Annotated in this window: 18 protein-coding genes and 1 riboswitch; of the genes, 10 read left to right on the top strand and 8 right to left on the bottom strand. The window is 65.6% G+C overall.

Annotation, left to right across the window (positions count from 1 at the left end):
- Positions 1–6 precede the first annotated feature (6 nt).
- The 4 genes from dapF (at position 7) to ACU0B3_RS08825 (ending at position 3,418) form a co-directional block, all read left to right on the top strand.
- Entirely contained in the window at positions 7–867 is an 861-nt protein-coding gene (dapF, locus tag ACU0B3_RS08840; RefSeq protein WP_446260481.1) for a diaminopimelate epimerase, read from the top strand.
- Positions 864–2,111 (top strand): tRNA (N(6)-L-threonylcarbamoyladenosine(37)-C(2))-methylthiotransferase MtaB, encoded by a 1,248-nt coding sequence (mtaB, locus tag ACU0B3_RS08835; RefSeq protein WP_446260480.1) that lies wholly within the window; start codon positions 864–866, stop codon positions 2,109–2,111. The genes dapF and mtaB overlap by 4 nt, the downstream gene beginning before the upstream one ends.
- A 72-nt stretch (positions 2,112–2,183) precedes the next feature.
- Positions 2,184–2,819: an FMN-binding negative transcriptional regulator gene (locus ACU0B3_RS08830; RefSeq protein ID WP_446260479.1), complete on the top strand. Its 636-nt coding sequence runs from the start codon at positions 2,184–2,186 to the stop codon at positions 2,817–2,819.
- Complete coding sequence (locus ACU0B3_RS08825; RefSeq protein WP_446260478.1) at positions 2,816–3,418, top strand: glutathione S-transferase; 603 nt, start codon at positions 2,816–2,818, stop codon at positions 3,416–3,418. Before ACU0B3_RS08830 ends, ACU0B3_RS08825 begins: the two co-directional genes overlap by 4 nt.
- Before the next feature lie 210 nt (positions 3,419–3,628).
- On the opposite strand, the gene ACU0B3_RS08820 is transcribed toward ACU0B3_RS08825, so the two are convergent.
- Positions 3,629–4,300 (bottom strand): outer membrane protein, encoded by a 672-nt coding sequence (locus ACU0B3_RS08820; RefSeq protein ID WP_446260477.1) that lies wholly within the window; start codon positions 4,298–4,300, stop codon positions 3,629–3,631.
- A 206-nt stretch (positions 4,301–4,506) separates the two neighbouring features.
- On the opposite strand from ACU0B3_RS08820, the gene petA reads away from it, so the two are divergent.
- Genes petA through ACU0B3_RS08805 form a run of 3 tightly spaced genes read left to right on the top strand, consistent with a single transcriptional unit; the run spans position 4,507 to position 7,257 of the window.
- Entirely contained in the window at positions 4,507–5,082 is a 576-nt protein-coding gene (gene petA, locus ACU0B3_RS08815; protein WP_446260476.1) for a ubiquinol-cytochrome c reductase iron-sulfur subunit, read from the top strand.
- Between the two features lie 15 nt (positions 5,083–5,097).
- Positions 5,098–6,447, top strand: coding sequence for a cytochrome b (locus ACU0B3_RS08810; RefSeq protein ID WP_446260475.1), 1,350 nt, complete (start codon positions 5,098–5,100; stop codon positions 6,445–6,447).
- A gap of 12 nt (positions 6,448–6,459) precedes the next feature.
- The gene (locus ACU0B3_RS08805; RefSeq protein ID WP_446260474.1) at positions 6,460–7,257 is read left to right on the top strand and encodes a cytochrome c1; all 798 of its coding nucleotides are present in this window, start codon (positions 6,460–6,462) and stop codon (positions 7,255–7,257) included.
- A 77-nt stretch (positions 7,258–7,334) separates the two neighbouring features.
- Here the strand turns inward: ACU0B3_RS08805 and ACU0B3_RS08800 are convergent, their stop codons facing one another.
- The 3 genes from ACU0B3_RS08800 to ACU0B3_RS08790 are packed head-to-tail and all read right to left on the bottom strand — an operon-like array spanning position 7,335 to position 10,508.
- Positions 7,335–8,039, bottom strand: a complete 705-nt coding sequence (locus ACU0B3_RS08800; RefSeq protein WP_446260473.1) for a thiamine ABC transporter ATP-binding protein — start codon at positions 8,037–8,039, stop codon at positions 7,335–7,337.
- Positions 8,032–9,531: a thiamine/thiamine pyrophosphate ABC transporter permease ThiP gene (locus tag ACU0B3_RS08795; RefSeq protein WP_446260472.1), complete on the bottom strand. Its 1,500-nt coding sequence runs from the start codon at positions 9,529–9,531 to the stop codon at positions 8,032–8,034. Before ACU0B3_RS08795 ends, ACU0B3_RS08800 begins: the two co-directional genes overlap by 8 nt.
- On the bottom strand, positions 9,507–10,508 hold the full coding sequence (locus ACU0B3_RS08790) for a thiamine ABC transporter substrate-binding protein (RefSeq protein ID WP_446260471.1): 1,002 nt from the start codon (positions 10,506–10,508) through the stop codon (positions 9,507–9,509). The genes ACU0B3_RS08795 and ACU0B3_RS08790 overlap by 25 nt, the downstream gene beginning before the upstream one ends.
- 18 nt (positions 10,509–10,526) lie before the next feature.
- Positions 10,527–10,635: riboswitch (TPP riboswitch) on the bottom strand.
- 76 nt (positions 10,636–10,711) lie between these two features.
- Between ACU0B3_RS08790 and aroC the strand changes: the two genes are divergently transcribed.
- Positions 10,712–11,812, top strand: coding sequence for a chorismate synthase (gene aroC, locus ACU0B3_RS08785; RefSeq protein ID WP_446260470.1), 1,101 nt, complete (start codon positions 10,712–10,714; stop codon positions 11,810–11,812).
- Between the two features lie 166 nt (positions 11,813–11,978).
- Here the strand turns inward: aroC and ACU0B3_RS08780 are convergent, their stop codons facing one another.
- The 4 genes from ACU0B3_RS08780 to ACU0B3_RS08765 all read right to left on the bottom strand — a co-directional run bounded on the left by ACU0B3_RS08780 (position 11,979) and on the right by ACU0B3_RS08765 (position 15,469).
- Positions 11,979–12,848 (bottom strand): DMT family transporter, encoded by an 870-nt coding sequence (locus ACU0B3_RS08780; protein WP_446260469.1) that lies wholly within the window; start codon positions 12,846–12,848, stop codon positions 11,979–11,981.
- A gap of 160 nt (positions 12,849–13,008) precedes the next feature.
- On the bottom strand, positions 13,009–14,112 hold the full coding sequence (locus tag ACU0B3_RS08775; RefSeq protein WP_446260468.1) for a DNA methyltransferase: 1,104 nt from the start codon (positions 14,110–14,112) through the stop codon (positions 13,009–13,011).
- A gap of 91 nt (positions 14,113–14,203) precedes the next feature.
- A complete protein-coding gene (locus ACU0B3_RS08770) occupies positions 14,204–14,836 on the bottom strand; it encodes a ribonuclease HII (protein WP_446260467.1) in 633 nt (210 codons plus the stop codon).
- A gap of 111 nt (positions 14,837–14,947) precedes the next feature.
- Positions 14,948–15,469 carry a hypothetical protein gene (locus ACU0B3_RS08765; RefSeq protein WP_446260466.1) on the bottom strand — a complete coding sequence of 174 codons (522 nt, stop codon included), beginning with the start codon at positions 15,467–15,469 and terminating at the stop codon, positions 14,948–14,950.
- A gap of 174 nt (positions 15,470–15,643) precedes the next feature.
- On the opposite strand from ACU0B3_RS08765, the gene ACU0B3_RS08760 reads away from it, so the two are divergent.
- Both ACU0B3_RS08760 and ACU0B3_RS08755 read left to right on the top strand, forming a co-directional pair.
- Positions 15,644–15,928, top strand: coding sequence for a hypothetical protein (locus ACU0B3_RS08760; protein WP_446260465.1), 285 nt, complete (start codon positions 15,644–15,646; stop codon positions 15,926–15,928).
- Positions 15,900–16,604 (top strand): winged helix-turn-helix domain-containing protein, encoded by a 705-nt coding sequence (locus ACU0B3_RS08755; protein WP_446260464.1) that lies wholly within the window; start codon positions 15,900–15,902, stop codon positions 16,602–16,604. Before ACU0B3_RS08760 ends, ACU0B3_RS08755 begins: the two co-directional genes overlap by 29 nt.
- The last annotated feature ends 10 nt before the right edge of the window (positions 16,605–16,614 follow it).

Here is a 16,614-nt window from a genome sequence, read left to right as displayed (position 1 = left end):
CGGCGCATGGGACACGCCTCGCACTCCGGTCTGCCGTTCATGAAGATGCACGGGCTCGGCAACGACTTCGTCGTGCTGGATGCACGCCAAGGTCCTGTGCTGGATGCGCCCACTGGTGGTGTGCTGGACGTCCTGACACCCCGCCTCGTGACCGCCATCGGAGACCGTCACCGTGGAATCGGCTTTGACCAGCTGGCGGTGATCGAGGAACGCGCGGGCGAGATACACCTGACCTTCTACAACCAGGACGGCTCGACCTCGGCGGCCTGCGGCAACGCCACACGCTGCATCGCGCGCTACATCATGGACGAGACAGGCACAGACGCGCTTGACCTCTCCACCGACCGCGGACAGCTTGCCGCCCGCCGCGACGGAGACCTCGTGTCGGTCAACATGGGCGCACCCCAGCTCGACTGGCAGGATATTCCGCTGGCCCAGGCGATGGACACGCTCGAGCTGCCGATCCCCGGCGCGCCCACCGCGACCGGCATGGGCAACCCGCACTGCACGTTCTTCGTGGACGACGTGGACGCAATCGCTCTCGAAGCCCGGGGACCGGAGATCGAGCACCACCCGCTCTACCCCGAACGCACCAACGTCCAGTTCGTCGAGGTCATCGCCCCCGATCACCTCCGCATGCGCGTGTGGGAGAGGGGCGTGGGCGTCACCCTCGCCTCTGGTTCATCCTCCTGCGCGGTTGCAGTCGCCGCCGCGCGGCGCGGGTTGACCGGGCGCAAGGTGCGGATCGACCTCGACGGCGGCACGCTCTGGATCGACTGGCGCGAGGATGGCGTCTGGATGACAGGCGACACCGCCCACGTGGCCTCCGGCACGCTCACGCCCGACTTTCTCGCCGCACACCGATGAGCCTCAAGTTCTCCACCCACGGCTGCCGCCTCAACGCCTACGAGACGCAAGCCATGCAGGACCTTGCGGAGGGCGCCGGCCTGACCGACACTGTTGTCGTCAACACCTGCGCCGTGACCGCTGAGGCCGTGCGCAAGGCGCGCCAGGACATCCGCAAGCTGCGCCGCGAAAACCCGGACGCGCGCGTCATCGTCACTGGATGCGCCGCCCAGATCGACCCAGGCAGCTTTGCCGCCATGGACGAGGTCGACCACGTCCTCGGCAACGCGGACAAGATGTTGCCCGCCACGTGGGACGCCTTCGGCACCGGCGCCAGCGAGCCGGTCCAGGTCGACGACATCATGTCCGTCACCGAAACCGCAGGCCACCTGATCGACGGCTTCGGCACGCGCTCGCGCGCCTATGTCCAGGTCCAGAACGGCTGCGATCACCGCTGCACGTTCTGCATCATTCCCTACGGCCGCGGCAACTCGCGCTCTGTCCCGGCGGGGGTGGTCGTGGACCAGATCAAACGCCTTGTGCAGCGCGGCTTCAACGAAGTGGTGCTGACCGGCGTCGACATGACGTCCTGGGGCGCGGACCTGCCCGCCCAGCCGCGCCTCGGCGATCTGGTGCTGCGAATCCTCAAACTGGTCCCTGACCTGCCGCGCCTGCGCATCTCCTCGATCGACAGCATCGAGGTGGACGAGAGCCTCATGCAGGCCATCGCGACCGAGCCGCGGCTGATGCCGCACCTGCACCTCAGCCTGCAGGCCGGCGACGACATGATCCTCAAACGGATGAAACGGCGGCATCTGCGCGCGGACGCCATCGCCTTCTGCACCGAAGCACGGCGGCTCCGTCCCGACATGACCTTTGGCGCGGACATCATCGCGGGCTTTCCCACCGAAACGGATGCGATGTTCGAAAACTCGCTGCGGCTCGTCGAGGACTGCGACCTCACCTGGCTGCACGTCTTCCCTTACTCCCCGCGCCCCGGCACGCCCGCGGCCCGCATGCCGCAGGTCGACGGCCCCACGATCAAGTATCGTGCCGCCGCACTCCGCGCCGCCGGCCAAACCGCCGTCCTGCGCCACCTCACGGCACAGGTCGGCCAGACCCACGATGTGCTCATGGAAAACCCACACATGGGCCGGACCCGCCACTTTGCCGAAGTCGCTTTCAAGGCGCCCCAGCCCGAAGGTCAGATCGTCCAGACCACGATCACCGGGACCTCCGGCCAGACGCTCCGGGCGCGCGGCTAAAGCTCCTTCATCTTCCCAAATAAACTCAAATCCCGCACTGGACATCATCCCGGCGCTGGGCATTCTGGCGCCATGCACCCCAACTCGATCTTCCGCGGGCATCCCGATGCCGTGAACCTCGCCTTCGCGCGCGAACAGGGTTTCGGAGCCCTCATCATCGCCCAAGACGGCCTGCCCGTGATCGCGCAGGCGCCGTTCCTGCTCGCCGAGGACGGCCAAAGCGCACGCATCCACCTCTTGCGCTCGAACCCGGTCTGGCGCGCGATGAAAGAGCCGGTGCAGGCCACACTGCTGGTCACCGGCCCGCATGGCTACGTCTCACCGGATTGGTACGGCATCGACGACCAGGTCCCGACCTGGAACTACTTGTCCGTGCACCTTTCCGGCACTGCCGAACGTCTGCCGGACGACACTTTGCGCGAAACCCTGGATGCGCAAAGCGCGCATTTCGAAGGGCTCACCGCGCCCAAGCTGCCCTGGACCACGGACAAGATGCCTGTCGATCTGATGGCGCGGATGATGCGCACGATCGGGCCGGTCAAGCTGACGATCGCAAACATCGACAGCACCTGGAAACTCAACCAGAACAAACCCGATGCCGCGCGCCTTGCCGCGGCGGATGGCGTGGCTGCCGCCGGGATCGGCCTAGCCACGGACCACCTCGCCGCGTGGATGCGCGATCCCCCGGATAAGGAGCCTACAGTATGAAACTCTACCAAGCCGCCGCGTCCCCCTTCGTGCGCAAGGTCAAGGTCCTCCTGCACGAGACAGGGCAGACGGATGATGTCGAAGACGCGCCAGTGGCGATCACGCCGGTCGCCGGCGACGACGCGCTCAACGCGGCCAACCCGCTGGGCAAGATCCCGGCGCTGACGCGTGAAGACGGCGTGACGCTCTACGACAGCCGGGTGATCTGCCGCTACCTCGACGCGCGCGCGGACGCCGGCCTTTACCCCGAGGCACGCCTCTGGGAGACGCTCACGCTCGAGGCGACTGCCGACGGCATGATGGAGGCGGCGGTTCTCATGGTCTACGAGGCCCGGGTCCGGCCCGAAGACAAGCAGTTCGACGGCTGGGTCGAGGCGCAGTGGATCAAGGTTGCCCGCGCACTGGACACGCTCGAGGCGCGCTGGATGAGCCACCTGACCGGCCCGCTCGACGCCAGCCACATCGCGGTCGGCTGTGCGCTCGGCTACCTCGACTTCCGCCATCCGGCCCGCGACTGGCGCGCCGGTCGCCCGCTGCTCTCAGCCTGGTTCGAAGGCTTCGCCGCACGCGCGTCGATGCAGGCCACCGAGCCCGGCTAAAGTAGACCATCTGAAACCTCGTCATTTTGAAATGGTTGTTCACGCGCCGTCCAGCGGGGTGGCGCAATCGCGCCGCCCCAGGGGGCGGAACGGCGCGGCCTGACAGTGCCTGTCAGGCGGGCGCTTTCATTTTTGCTCGTGTGGTATCAGGTGTAGGGACGTCTGCCATAGGCGCAGCACCGTAAGGTGGGCATCTGCCCACCTTACCGCTCAGAACTTGAGGTTGATCCCGAAGTTCAGCGCGTTCGTGTTGATGTTGGTCTCGAGGTTGCCACCATCCTCGAGCTCGGCCTCGTTGCGCGAGTGCGTGAACTGGTACTCGCCGAACACGCCGACCCGCTCGCTCAGATCGTAGGACATGCCCGCCGTCAGGCGCAGGGCGGGGCCGGTGAACTGGTACTCGAACGTGTCGTCGCCGTTCGTGGGGTCCGCGTCCACATGCGGGATCGCAACGCCGATGCCGCCGCCCACATAGGGTGTCAGCGCGCCGTCCGCCCAGAGGTCCGGCCAGCGGCGCATTACGTTGATCGTCAGGATGTTGATCCCGTCGGTGAACTCGAGATTGTCGAACCCCGCCGCCTCGGCCTCGTCCTCGGGCGCGTAGACCTTGGAATGCGTGAACTCGAGGCCAAAGCCCAAAGTCTCCGACGTCCACCACGTGCCGCGCAGGCCGTAGTAGGGCGGCATCTGGAACGACCGGCCTTCCCAGCCAATCAGCTCGTCGAACTCCGCGCCGGACGGCAACTCGCCCGTGATGCGCGAATGCGGCGCGGTCTGGATGCCGCTGTAGACGCCCAACTCGAATTCTGCCACGGCAGGCGCCGCGGAGAGGAAAACAACGGATGAGGCCACGGAGGCACAAGCAAGGAGATGTCGGATCATGTTGAGCAGCACGCATGTTTGGCGTTGATGCAAACATAGGTGGCCTCTCGCGCTGCGGCAACAGTGACCGATCCGCAACAGCCCTGCGCGCGTTTGTCCGCTGGACGCTGGCGGGTCTGCACGCTACATCCGCGCGAAGCTGGCGGGATTCCCGTCACGTTGCGATCCTGGCCGCCGGTCGGCCATACAACAAACGGAGTATCCTCGTGTCCCACGCAGACGATCACGCAGGCACACGCCGGGACTTCCTCTACTACGCCACGGGCGGTGCAGGGGCGGTCGTGGCCGGCGCAGCGATTTGGCCGATGGTCAATCAGATGAACCCGTCGGCGGATGTGCGCGCCATGTCGACCATGCGCGTGGACATCTCTGGTGTCGAGCCTGGCACCCAGCTGCGCGTGCTCTTCCTCGGCAAGCCGGTGTTCATCCGGCGCCGCACCGAGTCCGAGATCGCACAATCGCGTGAGGTCGACCTGTCGGACTTGCCCGACCAGGTCGCGCGCAACGCCAATGCCGAAGGCGCGGATGCGTCGGATGCCAACCGCACGCTCGACGAAGCGGGTGAGTGGCTGGTGATGACCGGTGTGTGCACGCACCTCGGCTGCGTTCCGATCGACAACGCGGGCGACTTTGTCGGCCCCGACGGCTCCGGCGGGTGGTTCTGCCCCTGCCACGGCTCGCACTACGACACGGCTGGCCGGATCCGCCGCGGGCCCGCGCCGCAAAACCTTCCGATCCCGACGGCCTCCTTCGTCGACGACTCGACCATTCTCCTCGGTTAAGAAAGGACTGCACTCATGGGTGGTATTCCCCACGACCATTACGAACCGAAGTCCTCGGGCGAAAAGTGGCTGCACAAGCGCCTGCCCATCGCCGGGCTTCTCTACGACACACTGATGATCCCCACGCCCAAGAACCTGAACTGGATGTGGATCTGGGGCATCATCCTCGTTTTCTGCCTCGTGATGCAGATCGTGACCGGCATCATCCTGGTCATGCACTACACGCCGCATGTCGACATGGCCTTTGCCTCGGTCGAGCACATCATGCGCAACGTGAACGGCGGCGCGATGATGCGCTATATCCACATGAACGGCGCCTCGCTCTTCTTCGTGGCGGTCTATGCGCACATCTTCCGCGGTCTCTACTACGGCTCCTACAAGGCGCCGCGCGAGATCACGTGGATCATCGGCATGCTGATCTACCTGCTGATGATGGGAACGGCCTTCATGGGCTACGTTCTGCCCTGGGGTCAGATGTCCTTCTGGGGCGCGACCGTGATCACCGGCCTCTTTGGTGCGATCCCGTTCGTGGGTGAGGCGATCCAGGCCTGGCTGCTCGGCGGGCCCGCCGTGGACAACGCCACGCTCAACCGCTTCTTCTCGCTGCACTACCTCTTGCCCTTCGTGATCCTCGGCCTCGTGATCGTACACATCTGGGCGTTCCACACCACGGGCAACAACAACCCGACCGGTGTCGAAGTGCGCCGCACCTCCAAGGCGGACGCCGAGAAGGACACGCTGCCGTTCTGGCCGTACTTCGTGATCAAGGACCTCTTTGCCCTCGTGGTGATCCTGGTGGTCTTCTGGGCGGTCGTCGGCTTCATGCCGAACTACCTCGGCCACCCCGACAACTACATCGAGGCCAACGCCCTGGCGACGCCGGCACATATCGTGCCCGAATGGTACTTCCTGCCGTTCTACGCCATCCTGCGGGCCTTCGACGGTGAAGTCTGGATCGTGATCGCGGCCAACTGGATCACCTTCGGGATCGTCGACTCGACCTTCTTCGGCGTGCTCGCCATGTTCGGCGCAATCGCAGTGATGGCCCTGGCGCCGTGGCTCGACACGTCGTCGGTCCGCTCCGGCCGCTACCGCCCGATGTTCAAGTGGTGGTTCTGGGTGTTCGTGGTGAACTTCGTGGTGCTGACCTGGGTGGGCGCGATGCCGGCCGAAGGCATCTACCCCTACATCGCCCTGATCGGCTCGACCTACTGGTTTGCGTACTTCCTCGTGATCCTGCCGCTCCTCGGCGTGATCGAGAAGCCGCTGCCGCAGCCCGAGACCATCGAAGAGGACTTTAAAGCCCACTACGGCAAGTCCAAGGACGACGGCGGTGCCGCTCCCGTGGCAACCCCGGCTGAATAAGAGGACCCACTGATGGTTTTGAAACAACTCACCGCCGCTGCCGTCGCTCTGTCGCTGGCAGCGGGACCGGTCCTCGCTGCTGGCAAGGCTGGTAAAGTCATCGACTACGAGTTCTCCTTCGAGGGGCTCACCGGGTCGTTCGACCAGAACCAGCTCCAGCGCGGGCTCAAGGTCTACACCCAGGTCTGTGCCGCCTGCCACGGTCTGCAGTACGTGCCGCTGCGCACGCTCGCGGACGAAGGCGGCCCGGGCTTCACCGAAGCGCAGGTGCGCCAGTACGCTGCCGACAACTTTGAAGTGTATGACGCCGAGCTGGACGACTTCCGTCCCGCCGCGCCGAACGACCACTTTCCGGCTGTCGAAAGCGCAGGCGCACCCGATCTCAGCCTCATGGCGAAGGCACGCGCAGGCTTCCACGGTCCCTACGGCCTCGGCATCAACCAGTTCCTCCAGGGGATGGGCGGCGCGGAATACATCGCCTCCCTCCTGACCGGCTACACGGGCGAGGAAAAGGAAGAGGCCGGCACCATCCTCTACGAGAACACCGCCTTCCCGGGTGGCTGGATCTCGATGGCGCCGCCGCTCTGGGGTGAAGACGTCGAGTTCGACGACGGCGCCCCCAACACGATCGAGGCGCAAGCCAAGGACCTCGCCGCGTTCCTGATGTGGACCGCAGAGCCCAAGATGATGGCGCGCAAGCAAGCGGGCCTCACCGGCGTGCTCTTCCTGACGGTGCTGGCCGTGCTGCTCTACTTCACCAACAAGCGCCTCTGGGCGCCGGTGAAGGCGCGGGTGAAAAAGGGCGAGTAACCCGCCCCGATCTGACGAAACATGAAAACCCCCGGCGCCATGCAACCGGGGGTTTTTCTTCGCCCGCCATTCGGGGTCTACCGGCGCGCGGTTCCGAGGTAGCGTGCCAGAGCCTCGGGCGGCGCGTCCAGCACGGTATCCGTCGGCGCAGGCGCCTCCGCCACACCCTCCACCACAACGCTGGTCACAGGCGCGATCCGCCGCGCGTCCGCCGGGTCATGTGTGACCATCAGCACCGTCTTGCCATGCGTCCGCGCAACTTGCGCGACCATGTCCAACATCTCGTCCTTGAGCGCCGGTCCAAGCCCGGCAAAGGGCTCATCGAGCAAGAGCACCGGCTTGTCCTGCAAAAGCACCCGCGCCAGCGCCACCCGCGCCTGCTGCCCGCCCGACAGCGCGGCGGGTTTGCGGTCCCCGAGGCCCGGCAGCCCGACGTCCGCCAGCGCCGCCTCGAGACGCCCCTGCAAGCTGCGCGGCACGCGTCCCGACCCCGTGGCCGCCAGGGCCAGGTTCTGGAACGCCGTCAGGTGCGGGAACAGGTTGTTGTCCTGGAACAGCATCGCCACAGGCCGCGCGGCGGGCTCCGCCTGATCGACGCGCGCACCCTCCCAACGGATGTCGCCCTCAGTCACATCGGCAAAGCCGGCCAGTGCGCCGAGCAGCGTCGACTTGCCCGCGCCCGATGGCCCGATGACCGCGCACACCTGCCCGGCCTCCAGCCTCCAGTCTGCACGCAGCGCAAAGTCCCCCGCGCGGATCGTCACGTCCCGAAACTCAAGCACGCGCCCGTCCTCCCCGATCACATAGCCAGAACAGCCCCAGCGACAGCATCAGCAGTAGCACCGCGGCGGCGGCGGCGTCTTCCATCCGGTAAGACCCCATAAGGCGGTACATCATCAGCGGCAGCGTCGCGCGGTCGGGATCGGCAAAAAGCGCGATGACCCCGAGGTCCCCCATCGTCAGCGCCGCCGTCAGCCCTGCGGAGAAACCCAGTGGACGCCGCAGACGCGGCAGCATCACCCAGCGCCACCAAGCCCGCCGCGTAAGGCCAAGGCCCTGCGAAAGGCGCGTAAAGTCTGCCGTGATCTGCTCCGCTTCCGGCCGCAGAATGCGTAGAACAAACGGCAGCGCCATCAGCGCGTTCACTCCCGCCGTGACCACCAAAGCAAAGTCGAACGGCCGCACAAACGGTTGCAGCAGCACAAAGAGCCCAGTCCCGAGCACCAGCGGCGAAATCGCGATCCCGAGCAGCGACACGCCTTCACCCAGCCGTCCAAGCAGGCACAGCGCCAGCGCCAGCGTCAACGCCGTCGACCCCAGCGCCACCGTCAGCGAATGCCCCGCCGCATGCCAGACCTCCGGCGGCAGGCTCAACATACCACCAATGCCGCGGGCAAAAACGACGCCAAGGGGAACAAGCAGAAACGCAGCCGCCAGCACGATCCAAAGCGCGTCGAGCCATCGCCTGCCTCCGGGCAACGCGATGGACCTGTCGAGGCCGGCTGAAAAGCCGGACGAGACGCCCCACCAGAGCGCAAACGCGGCGGCCCCTCCGGCCACGACCAATTGCACCAGGGACAGCAAAGCCGCGCGGCCCAGATCGAACTCGAACCGGAACGCCTGATAGATCGCCAGCTCCAGCGTCGTGGCCCGGGGCCCTCCGCCCAGCGTCAAGGCCACGGCAAAGGAGGACATGCAGATCACAAAGATCACCACAAACGCCCCCGGCGCGACCGCCCGCAACATCGGCGCCTCGATCACCTGCCAACGCGCGCGCGCACCCAGCCCCAGCTGCGCACTCAGCCGCAGATGCTCGGCCGGCACCGCGAGCCACCCTTGCAGGATCAGCCGCGTCGCCAGCGGCAGGTTAAAGAACACATGCGCCAGGATCACCCCGTGCCAGCCATAGATCTGCATCGGCGGTAGGCCAAAGAGCCCCAACACCTGGCTCACCAGCCCCTGTTGTCCAAAGACGGCGAGCAGGCCAAAGATCGCCACGATGGTCGGCAGGATGAACGGCGCCCCGAGGAGGGTGATCAACACCGCCCGTCCCGGAAACACCCGCCTTGCCAAAGCGCGCGCGACCGGAACGGCCAAAGCCACACTCAGCGCCGCCGACAACGCCGCCTGCCAAAGCGTGAACCGCAGCGCCGCCCAGTCACCTGGACCGAACCGGCCCCAGCCCTCGGCCCGCCACATCACGGCCCCCAAAGGCACGAGCACCGCCGCAAGGACGGTGCCCGCCGCAATTATCTGGAGAGCGCGCGGCGCCATTCCTCGATCGCGGTCTCGCGCAGCGCTGCCGCCTCATCCTCGGAGTAAAAGATCACCTTGTCCTCCGTCGGTGCGGGCAGGGTCTGGAACACCTCCGGCCACTGATCCCGCGGCAACGCGGCGGGGAAGGACCAGTTCGACGTCGGGATCATCTCCTGGAACGTCTCCGACAGCACGAACTGCATGAACATGTCCGCCAGTTCAGGCTGATCGGTGCCCGCTAGCTTCGCCACCGTCTCGACCATAAAGTAGTGCCCCTCGTCAAAGATGGCGGCCTTCTTGGTCTCATCTTCCTCGGCGACGATGTGGTAGGCGGGTGACGTTGTGTAGCTCAGCACCATGTCCGCCTCGCCGTCGGTGAAGAGGCCGTAGCTCTCCGACCACCCCTTAGTCACCGTCAGCACACGCGGGGAGAGCCGCTCCCAAAAGGCCTCCGCCTCCTCGCCGTAGACCGCCTTCACCCACAGCACGAGCGCCAGCCCCGAGATCGAAGACCGCGGGTCCTGGATCACGATGGAGGCGTCCGAGGCCGCCAGCTCTTCAAACGTCGACGGTACAGCGTCCGTGCGCGTCGTGTCGTAGATGAACGCCGTATGGCCATAGTTGAACGGCAGGAACGTGTCGTCCGACCAGTTCGCGCCAGCTGGTAACGTCAGCCCGCTGGTGTCCACGCCATGCTCGGCAAAGAGCCCCGACTCGCGCGCGCGTTTCGACACATCCGAGTTAAAGCCGATGGCGATGTCCGCCTCCGTCCGGCTTCCCTCGAGCATCAGCCGCGGAAGAAGCTCACCCGGCTTGAACTGCAGATCACAGGCGCAGACCTCTTCGAACGCCGCCTCGATCCCGGGACCGGGTCCCCAATCGCTCGCAAAGTAGTCGGGCGCGTAAACTGTCAGAACGGGCGTCTCTGCGGCAACCTGGGTTGCAAGCAAAACTCCCGTGGCAAACGTGATGGCTTTCACAGCGTCATCCTCCATATGCGACGGGCGGATAGGGGGCGTTGTGATGACCCTTCCCTCCGCCGGTCTTAACCGGTTCAGGTTCAACGGGTTCGCCATGCGGCATCTCAGCCCTGCCTGCAGCAGAGCACCCCGAGGTGGGCCAAGGGATAGGAGCATGTGCAGGGCTTGGCAAGGGGGCGCGGCGCTTGTATCCCGGCGCGGCTGAGGAGGGCGCGCTGATGAGCTTGAACACCTACGGACATCTCTTTCGCGTCACCACCTGGGGCGAGAGCCACGGTCCCGCTCTGGGGGCGACCGTTGACGGATGCCCGCCGGGTGTCGAGGTGGATGAGGCGATGCTGCAGCACTGGCTCGACCTGCGCAAACCCGGCCAAAACAAGTATACGACGCAGCGGCGCGAACCCGACGCGGTGCGCATCCTGTCCGGCGTTTTCGAGGGGAAGACGACCGGCACCGCCGTCCAGCTGATGATCGAGAACACCGACCAGCGGTCCAAGGATTACAGCGAGATCGCCGGCAAGTTTCGCCCCGGTCACGCCGACATCACCTATTACCAGAAATACGGGTTGCGGGACTATCGCGGAGGCGGGCGCTCGTCCGCGCGCGAAACCGCGGCGCGTGTGGCCGCGGGTGGTCTGGCGCGCGCAGCGCTGGGAAAGCTGGCGCCTGAGGTGCAGATCACCGGGTACATGGTGCAGATGGGTCCACACGGCATCGACCGGGACCGGTTCGACTGGGACGAGATCGCCCGCAACCCCTTCTGGACGCCCGATGCACGGGCGGCGGAGGACTGGGCCACCTACCTCGACGATTTGCGCAAGTCCGGCGACAGCGTCGGCGCCGTCATCGAAGTCGTCGCGCGTGGATGTCCTGCGGGTCTGGGCGCGCCGATCTATGGCAAGCTCGACACCGATCTTGCCGCCGCGATGATGAGCATCAACGCCGTCAAGGGCGTGGAGATCGGGGACGGCATGGCCGCCGCCGCCCTCACAGGCTCCGCCAACGCGGACGAGATCACGATGGGACCGGACGGCCCGGTCTACAGCTCCAACCACGCAGGCGGCATCCTGGGCGGCATCTCGACCGGGCAGGACGTGGTCGTGCGCTTCGCGGTGAAACCGACGTCCTCGATCCTCACGCCCCGCAAGACCGTCACGACCGGTGGACAGGAGACCGACATCATCACCAAAGGCCGCCACGACCCCTGCGTCGGCATCCGCGCGGTGCCAGTGGGCGAGGCGATGATGGCCTGCGTGATCCTCGACCACCTGCTGTTGGATCGTGGTCAGACCGGCGGCGTGCGTACTTCGATTGGCTAGGCTGGCGACTTCAAACCTGACGCACATCGGACTTAACTAAAGCGCCCGCCTGACAGGCACTGTCAGGCCGCGCCGTCCCGCCCCCATGGGGCGGCGCGATTGCGCCACCCCTCGGGACGGCGCGTGAAATCCCGTTTTGAATGCACCAAGTTTAAGGTCGCCCGAGTTACGCAGGCCGCGTTTTCGACAGCTGGACGGCGAGGATACCCGCGGCGATGATCGCGACGCCGATCACGTCGTAGAGCGTGAGGCGCTCGCCCAGCAGAGCCCAGGCGATGGCGACGCCGAAGAACGGGTTGAGGAAGTGAAACGTGGCGGCCTTCACCGCGCCGATCCGGTTGACGAGCACGAACCACACCCAGGTCGCGGCGAGGCCGGGCATGAGCGTCGTGTAGACGAACGCGATCACCAGCGGCCAGGTCATGCGAACCTCAAAGCTCTCGAAGGCGAGGGAAATCACTGCCAGCATCGCCGCCCCGACCAGCATCTGGTAGCCGACCACGACCAGCAGGTTGCCGCCCGACGAGGCGCCACGCACCGAAAGAGTCGCCACCGTCAGCGCGGCGGAGGCGACAAAGCAGAGCGCCACGCCGGTCACATCAAGCGACGTGTCGAGGCGCCCGCCCATGATCAGCGCCACGCCTCCGAACCCTGCGATCAGACCCACCGCCGCCAAAGGCGACAGCCGCTCGCGGAACACCGTGACGCCAGCCACCGCCACCATCAGCGGCATCGTCGAGGCGATGATCGAGGCGACCGATGCCTCCACCGTCTGCATCGCGTAAAAGTTGAGCCCAAGGTAGATCGTGTTCTGGCACAGGCCAAAGATGAACGTCGCGCGCCACTGGCCTCGCGTCAGGCGAAAGCCCTGACCCAGCGCGCGCGCAATCAAAAGCGCCAGTAGCCCCGAGATCAGGAACCGCAGCGCGAGCGAGCCGATGGGCGGCGCGTCCGCCACGATCACCCGCGCCGAGGTAAAGGCCGAGGACCAGATCAGGGCAAAGGTCATCCCCATCAAAAGCGCGCGCACATCCATGGGCGCGACCCTACGGGTTTGCCGGGCATCCGCCAGACGAAAAAACCCCGCCAGGGGGCTGGCGGGGTAGAGGTGAGTGTCCGGGGAGTTTGCTCGCCTCGGACACTGGCGGTGTTCGAATTCTGTGGGTGTGTGGCCGGGGCGGCCTTTTACGCGTTTGTCAGTGCGGGCGTTCTTGCAACTCCGCCCTCAGCTGCTGGCGCAGCACATCGATCGACACGGTCTTGCCGTCGCGTTTGAAATGCCAGTAGGTCCAGCCGTTGCAGCTAGGCGCGCCTTCGAGCGCGGCGCCGACCTGGTGGATCGACCCCTTGATGTCGTCGCCCACGAGCGTGCCGTCGGCGCGCACCTTGGCCATCTGGCCGCGGGGGTTGGTGAGCATCTCGCCGGGGCGGAGCATTCCGCGCTCGACCAGCTGGCCAAAGGGAATGCGCGGCTCGGCGCGTTTCGAGGTCGAGACCTGCAAGGCGCTCGCGTCGAACTTGCGGACGTTGGCGATCCGGCGCTTGGCGATCTTGCGATATGCCTCCTCGCGCTCGATCCCGATGAAGTTGCGGCCCAGCATCTTGGCCACCGCGCCGGTTGTGCCGGAGCCAAAGAAAGGGTCGAGCACCACGTCGCCGGGGTTCGTCGCGCCCACCAGCACCCGGTGCAGGAGGCTCTCGGGTTTCTGCGTCGGATGCGCCTTGTTGCCGTCAGCGTCTTTGATCCGCTCGTGCCCGTTGCAGATCGGCAGGACCCAGTCCGAGCGCATCTGGATGCCCTCGTTGAGGGCCTTCAGAGCCTCGTAGTTGAACGTGTACTTTGCGCCTTCTGACTTGGAGGCCCAGATCATCGTCTCGTGGGCGTTGGTCAGGCGCTTGCCGCGAAAGTTCGGCATGGGGTTGGATTTGCGCCAGACGACGTCGTTGAGGATCCAGTAACCCTGATCCTGCAAGGCGGCGCCGACGCGGAAGATGTTGTGGTAGGACCCGATCACCCAGATTGCGCCGGTGGGCTTGAGGATGCGCCGCGCGGCGGCGAGCCACGCCTTGGTGAACCGGTCGTATGCGGCAAAGCTCGCGAACTGGTCCCAGGCATCGTCCACCGCATCCACACGCGAATTGTCGGGGCGGTGCAGCTCGCCTTTCAGCTGCAGATTGTAGGGCGGGTCGGCAAAGATGAGGTCCACCGAATTCTCGGGAAGCTTTGCCATCTGGTCGATGCAATCACCATCCAGAATCGTGTTTAACGGGAGCGCCGCGGCGCTCTTCTCTTTGATCATCTCGTCTGCCTGCCTCGTCTCGGCGCTTATGCGCTCTTGAGTTGAGGCCAAGATGTCGGGACCGCGAATCCCAGTCAAAATCTAATTTCGGCTAATCGCTTTGGTTTTTATCTTGATACAAGATGTTGTGGACCGGCTTGAAACTGCGTCTATGGTATGGGGTCACGCCGTATTTTTGCAACGCGGACCTGTGGCTTTTTGACGGGTATCCCATGTTCGTCTGCCACCCATAATCGGGGTAGTGTTGCGCCAAGTCCTGCATGACACAATCGCGCCGGAATTTGGCCACAATTGAGGCCGCCGCGATGGACAAGGAAAGCCCATCGCCCTTGATCACGGCCTGGCCTGCGCAGGGCAGATCGGCGGGCAAGAGGTTGCCGTCGACGAGCGCCAGACGGGGCATGTGCGGCAGACCGGCGACGGCGCGGCACATCGCGAGGTGCGAGGCGCGCAGGATGTTGAGCGTGTCGATCTCCTCGACGGTGGCGGAGGCGACGCTGACAACCGCCATCTCGCAGATCGCATCGTGCAGCGCGGCGCGTTTGGCGGCGGTGAGCTTTTTGCTGTCGTCGAGCCCAGGAGGAATGAGCGCGGGGTCCAGCACCACGGCGGCGGCATAGACCGGGCCGGCGAGTGGGCCGCGCCCGACTTCATCCACACCGGCCACGATCACGCCATGGCGCGCGCCTGCGGCCTCTTCGAGGGTAAAGTCGGGTCCGTCCATGGCCCGGGGCAAAGCGCAGCGCGCGTGCAAGCACAAGGCAAAAGGGAGCGCTCCGAAGAACGCTCCCCCCGTGCGAGGCCCTCTGAGGGAGCCTCTGCTGCTCGAAACGGGTCAGTAGCGGGCGAGGCGGTAGCCCTTGTCCTTGAGACAGCGGATTTTGAAAGCGGCGCGCCAGTCGCCGTGCAGCTTGACCGACTCGCGGCACACCTTCGGCAGGGCACGCACGTTTGGGTAGTGCCGCTTGAGGCAGTGCCGGCTGAGCGTGCGGTACTCACCGCCGTGGCGCTTGGGCACATACATCACACAGTGGCGCGGCAGGTGCGCGTGCTGTGTATGTGTGTGGCGCGGCGGCTGGTAGCCGTGCTTGTTCCAGTGGTGGCTCTGCGCCTTGGGGGCGGGCTTGTGATAGACCTGCTTTTTCTTCGGCTTGTCTTTCTTCTTTTCCCTTTTCTGCTGCTTGTGCGCGTTGTCGAGCGCGGCGCCGAGGATCACGACGGTCGCCGCGCCTGCGAGGATGCGCGCCCATTCGTCCCGCGTGATCTCGGCTTGGGCGGGCGTCACCTGCAGGCCGGTCAGTGCGACGGCGGCAGCGGTGCAGAGGGTCAGCAGTTTGCGGGGAAAAAAGCGTCTCATGGGTCAGGTCTCCATCTTGGGTCAGGTGCCCGCCGGTCAGGTCCGAACGGGATGTTCCAAGGCTGGCCGCCCTGCGCAAAGCCACGCAATAACCGCCCCCTGCTATCGGATAACCTCCCTGCTCAGCGGCGCTTGTTATTGAAAAACCGGGGCCAAGCGCGCAGTCTCGCCGGTATGAGACGCCTTTTCCTGACGATCGCCCTTCTCGCCCTTGGCAGTGCCGCGCAGGCAGCTTGTTATGTCGAGTACAAGGCCAAGCGCGACGCGCCCTTGCAGCTGCACTATGGTGTACTCGAGCTTGGCGATGCTGCCTGCCAGTCCGCGGACCGCGCGCGCGCCCGTGCCACGGCGCGCCTCGAGACGGCCGGATGGTCGCTGCTGACGGTGCTTTCCGCGCAGCGCCAGACGCCCACTGACCAGATGAGAGACAATGCCGGACCTCACTACCTCCGCTACTGACGCTCGGCGGTCAGGCACGCGCATCGTCGGCTTTGGCATCGCCGCGATTGTCCTGATTCTCGGGCTGACCGCGCTTTTCCTGTTTCTGACACTGCCGGACGCCAACGCGTTCAACGCCAAGGTCGAGCGGCTCTTTGTCGAGAACGACGATCTGACCAGCCAGGCCGAGGTCAAGTTGCTCGAGGTGCTGGCCCAGTCCGGGACGGCCTTTGCGGACACGCTGGCGAGCTACCGCGTGATGCTGTTCGTGCTCCTCGTCTTTGCCACGGCGCTGCTCATCGCGACGCTGGTGTTTCTGGTGACGCTGACGCAGCTCAACCGCCGCATGGCCGAGATCGAGCATGCGGGCATCCAGGTCTCCTCGCTCCTGATCAGCCGGGAGGAAAAGACGGTCTATCTCAACAATATGGGGTTCAAGCTGACCGAGGCGGCCATCGACACGCTGTCGGTGCTCGCAGAGGCGCGGATGGATGACGACATGCTGACCGGCGCGCAGATCGAGGCGGTGATCAGCGGCAAGCCCGAAAGCGATTGCGAGGAGGCGGCGGGCGCAACGCGCATCAAGCGGCTGCGGGACACGCTGGGCAACCAGATGATCTCCGAGCTTCTGGTCAAGAACATTACCCGCAAGGGCTACATGCTGGCCATCGACAAAAACGTCATTCGGATGGTGTAAGCGGAGCTTG

The sequence above is a fragment of the Pseudaestuariivita sp. genome, assembly GCF_052825805.1.
The sequence above is the reverse complement of the archived record's forward strand: the minus strand, read 5'-3'. Positions and strand labels throughout refer to the sequence as shown.

Excerpts from the sequence above, each read along its gene's own strand:
- ACU0B3_RS08790 (WP_446260471.1), bottom strand. The coding sequence starts at position 10,508 with ATGGAGGATGACGCTGTGAAAGCCATCACGTTTGCCACGGGAGTTTTG.
- ACU0B3_RS08810 (WP_446260475.1), top strand. The coding sequence starts at position 5,098 with ATGGGTGGTATTCCCCACGACCATTACGAACCGAAGTCCTCGGGCGAA.
- ACU0B3_RS08805 (WP_446260474.1), top strand. The coding sequence starts at position 6,460 with ATGGTTTTGAAACAACTCACCGCCGCTGCCGTCGCTCTGTCGCTGGCA.
- aroC (WP_446260470.1), top strand. The coding sequence starts at position 10,712 with ATGAGCTTGAACACCTACGGACATCTCTTTCGCGTCACCACCTGGGGC.
- ACU0B3_RS08820 (WP_446260477.1), bottom strand. The coding sequence starts at position 4,300 with ATGATCCGACATCTCCTTGCTTGTGCCTCCGTGGCCTCATCCGTTGTT.
- ACU0B3_RS08795 (WP_446260472.1), bottom strand. The coding sequence starts at position 9,531 with ATGGCGCCGCGCGCTCTCCAGATAATTGCGGCGGGCACCGTCCTTGCG.
- ACU0B3_RS08830 (WP_446260479.1), top strand. The coding sequence starts at position 2,184 with ATGCACCCCAACTCGATCTTCCGCGGGCATCCCGATGCCGTGAACCTC.
- ACU0B3_RS08780 (WP_446260469.1), bottom strand. The coding sequence starts at position 12,848 with ATGGATGTGCGCGCGCTTTTGATGGGGATGACCTTTGCCCTGATCTGG.
- ACU0B3_RS08775 (WP_446260468.1), bottom strand. The coding sequence starts at position 14,112 with ATGATCAAAGAGAAGAGCGCCGCGGCGCTCCCGTTAAACACGATTCTG.
- ACU0B3_RS08755 (WP_446260464.1), top strand. The coding sequence starts at position 15,900 with ATGCCGGACCTCACTACCTCCGCTACTGACGCTCGGCGGTCAGGCACG.
- mtaB (WP_446260480.1), top strand. The coding sequence starts at position 864 with ATGAGCCTCAAGTTCTCCACCCACGGCTGCCGCCTCAACGCCTACGAG.
- ACU0B3_RS08825 (WP_446260478.1), top strand. The coding sequence starts at position 2,816 with ATGAAACTCTACCAAGCCGCCGCGTCCCCCTTCGTGCGCAAGGTCAAG.
- ACU0B3_RS08760 (WP_446260465.1), top strand. The coding sequence starts at position 15,644 with ATGAGACGCCTTTTCCTGACGATCGCCCTTCTCGCCCTTGGCAGTGCC.
- dapF (WP_446260481.1), top strand. The coding sequence starts at position 7 with ATGGGACACGCCTCGCACTCCGGTCTGCCGTTCATGAAGATGCACGGG.
- ACU0B3_RS08765 (WP_446260466.1), bottom strand. The coding sequence starts at position 15,469 with ATGAGACGCTTTTTTCCCCGCAAACTGCTGACCCTCTGCACCGCTGCC.
- ACU0B3_RS08770 (WP_446260467.1), bottom strand. The coding sequence starts at position 14,836 with ATGGACGGACCCGACTTTACCCTCGAAGAGGCCGCAGGCGCGCGCCAT.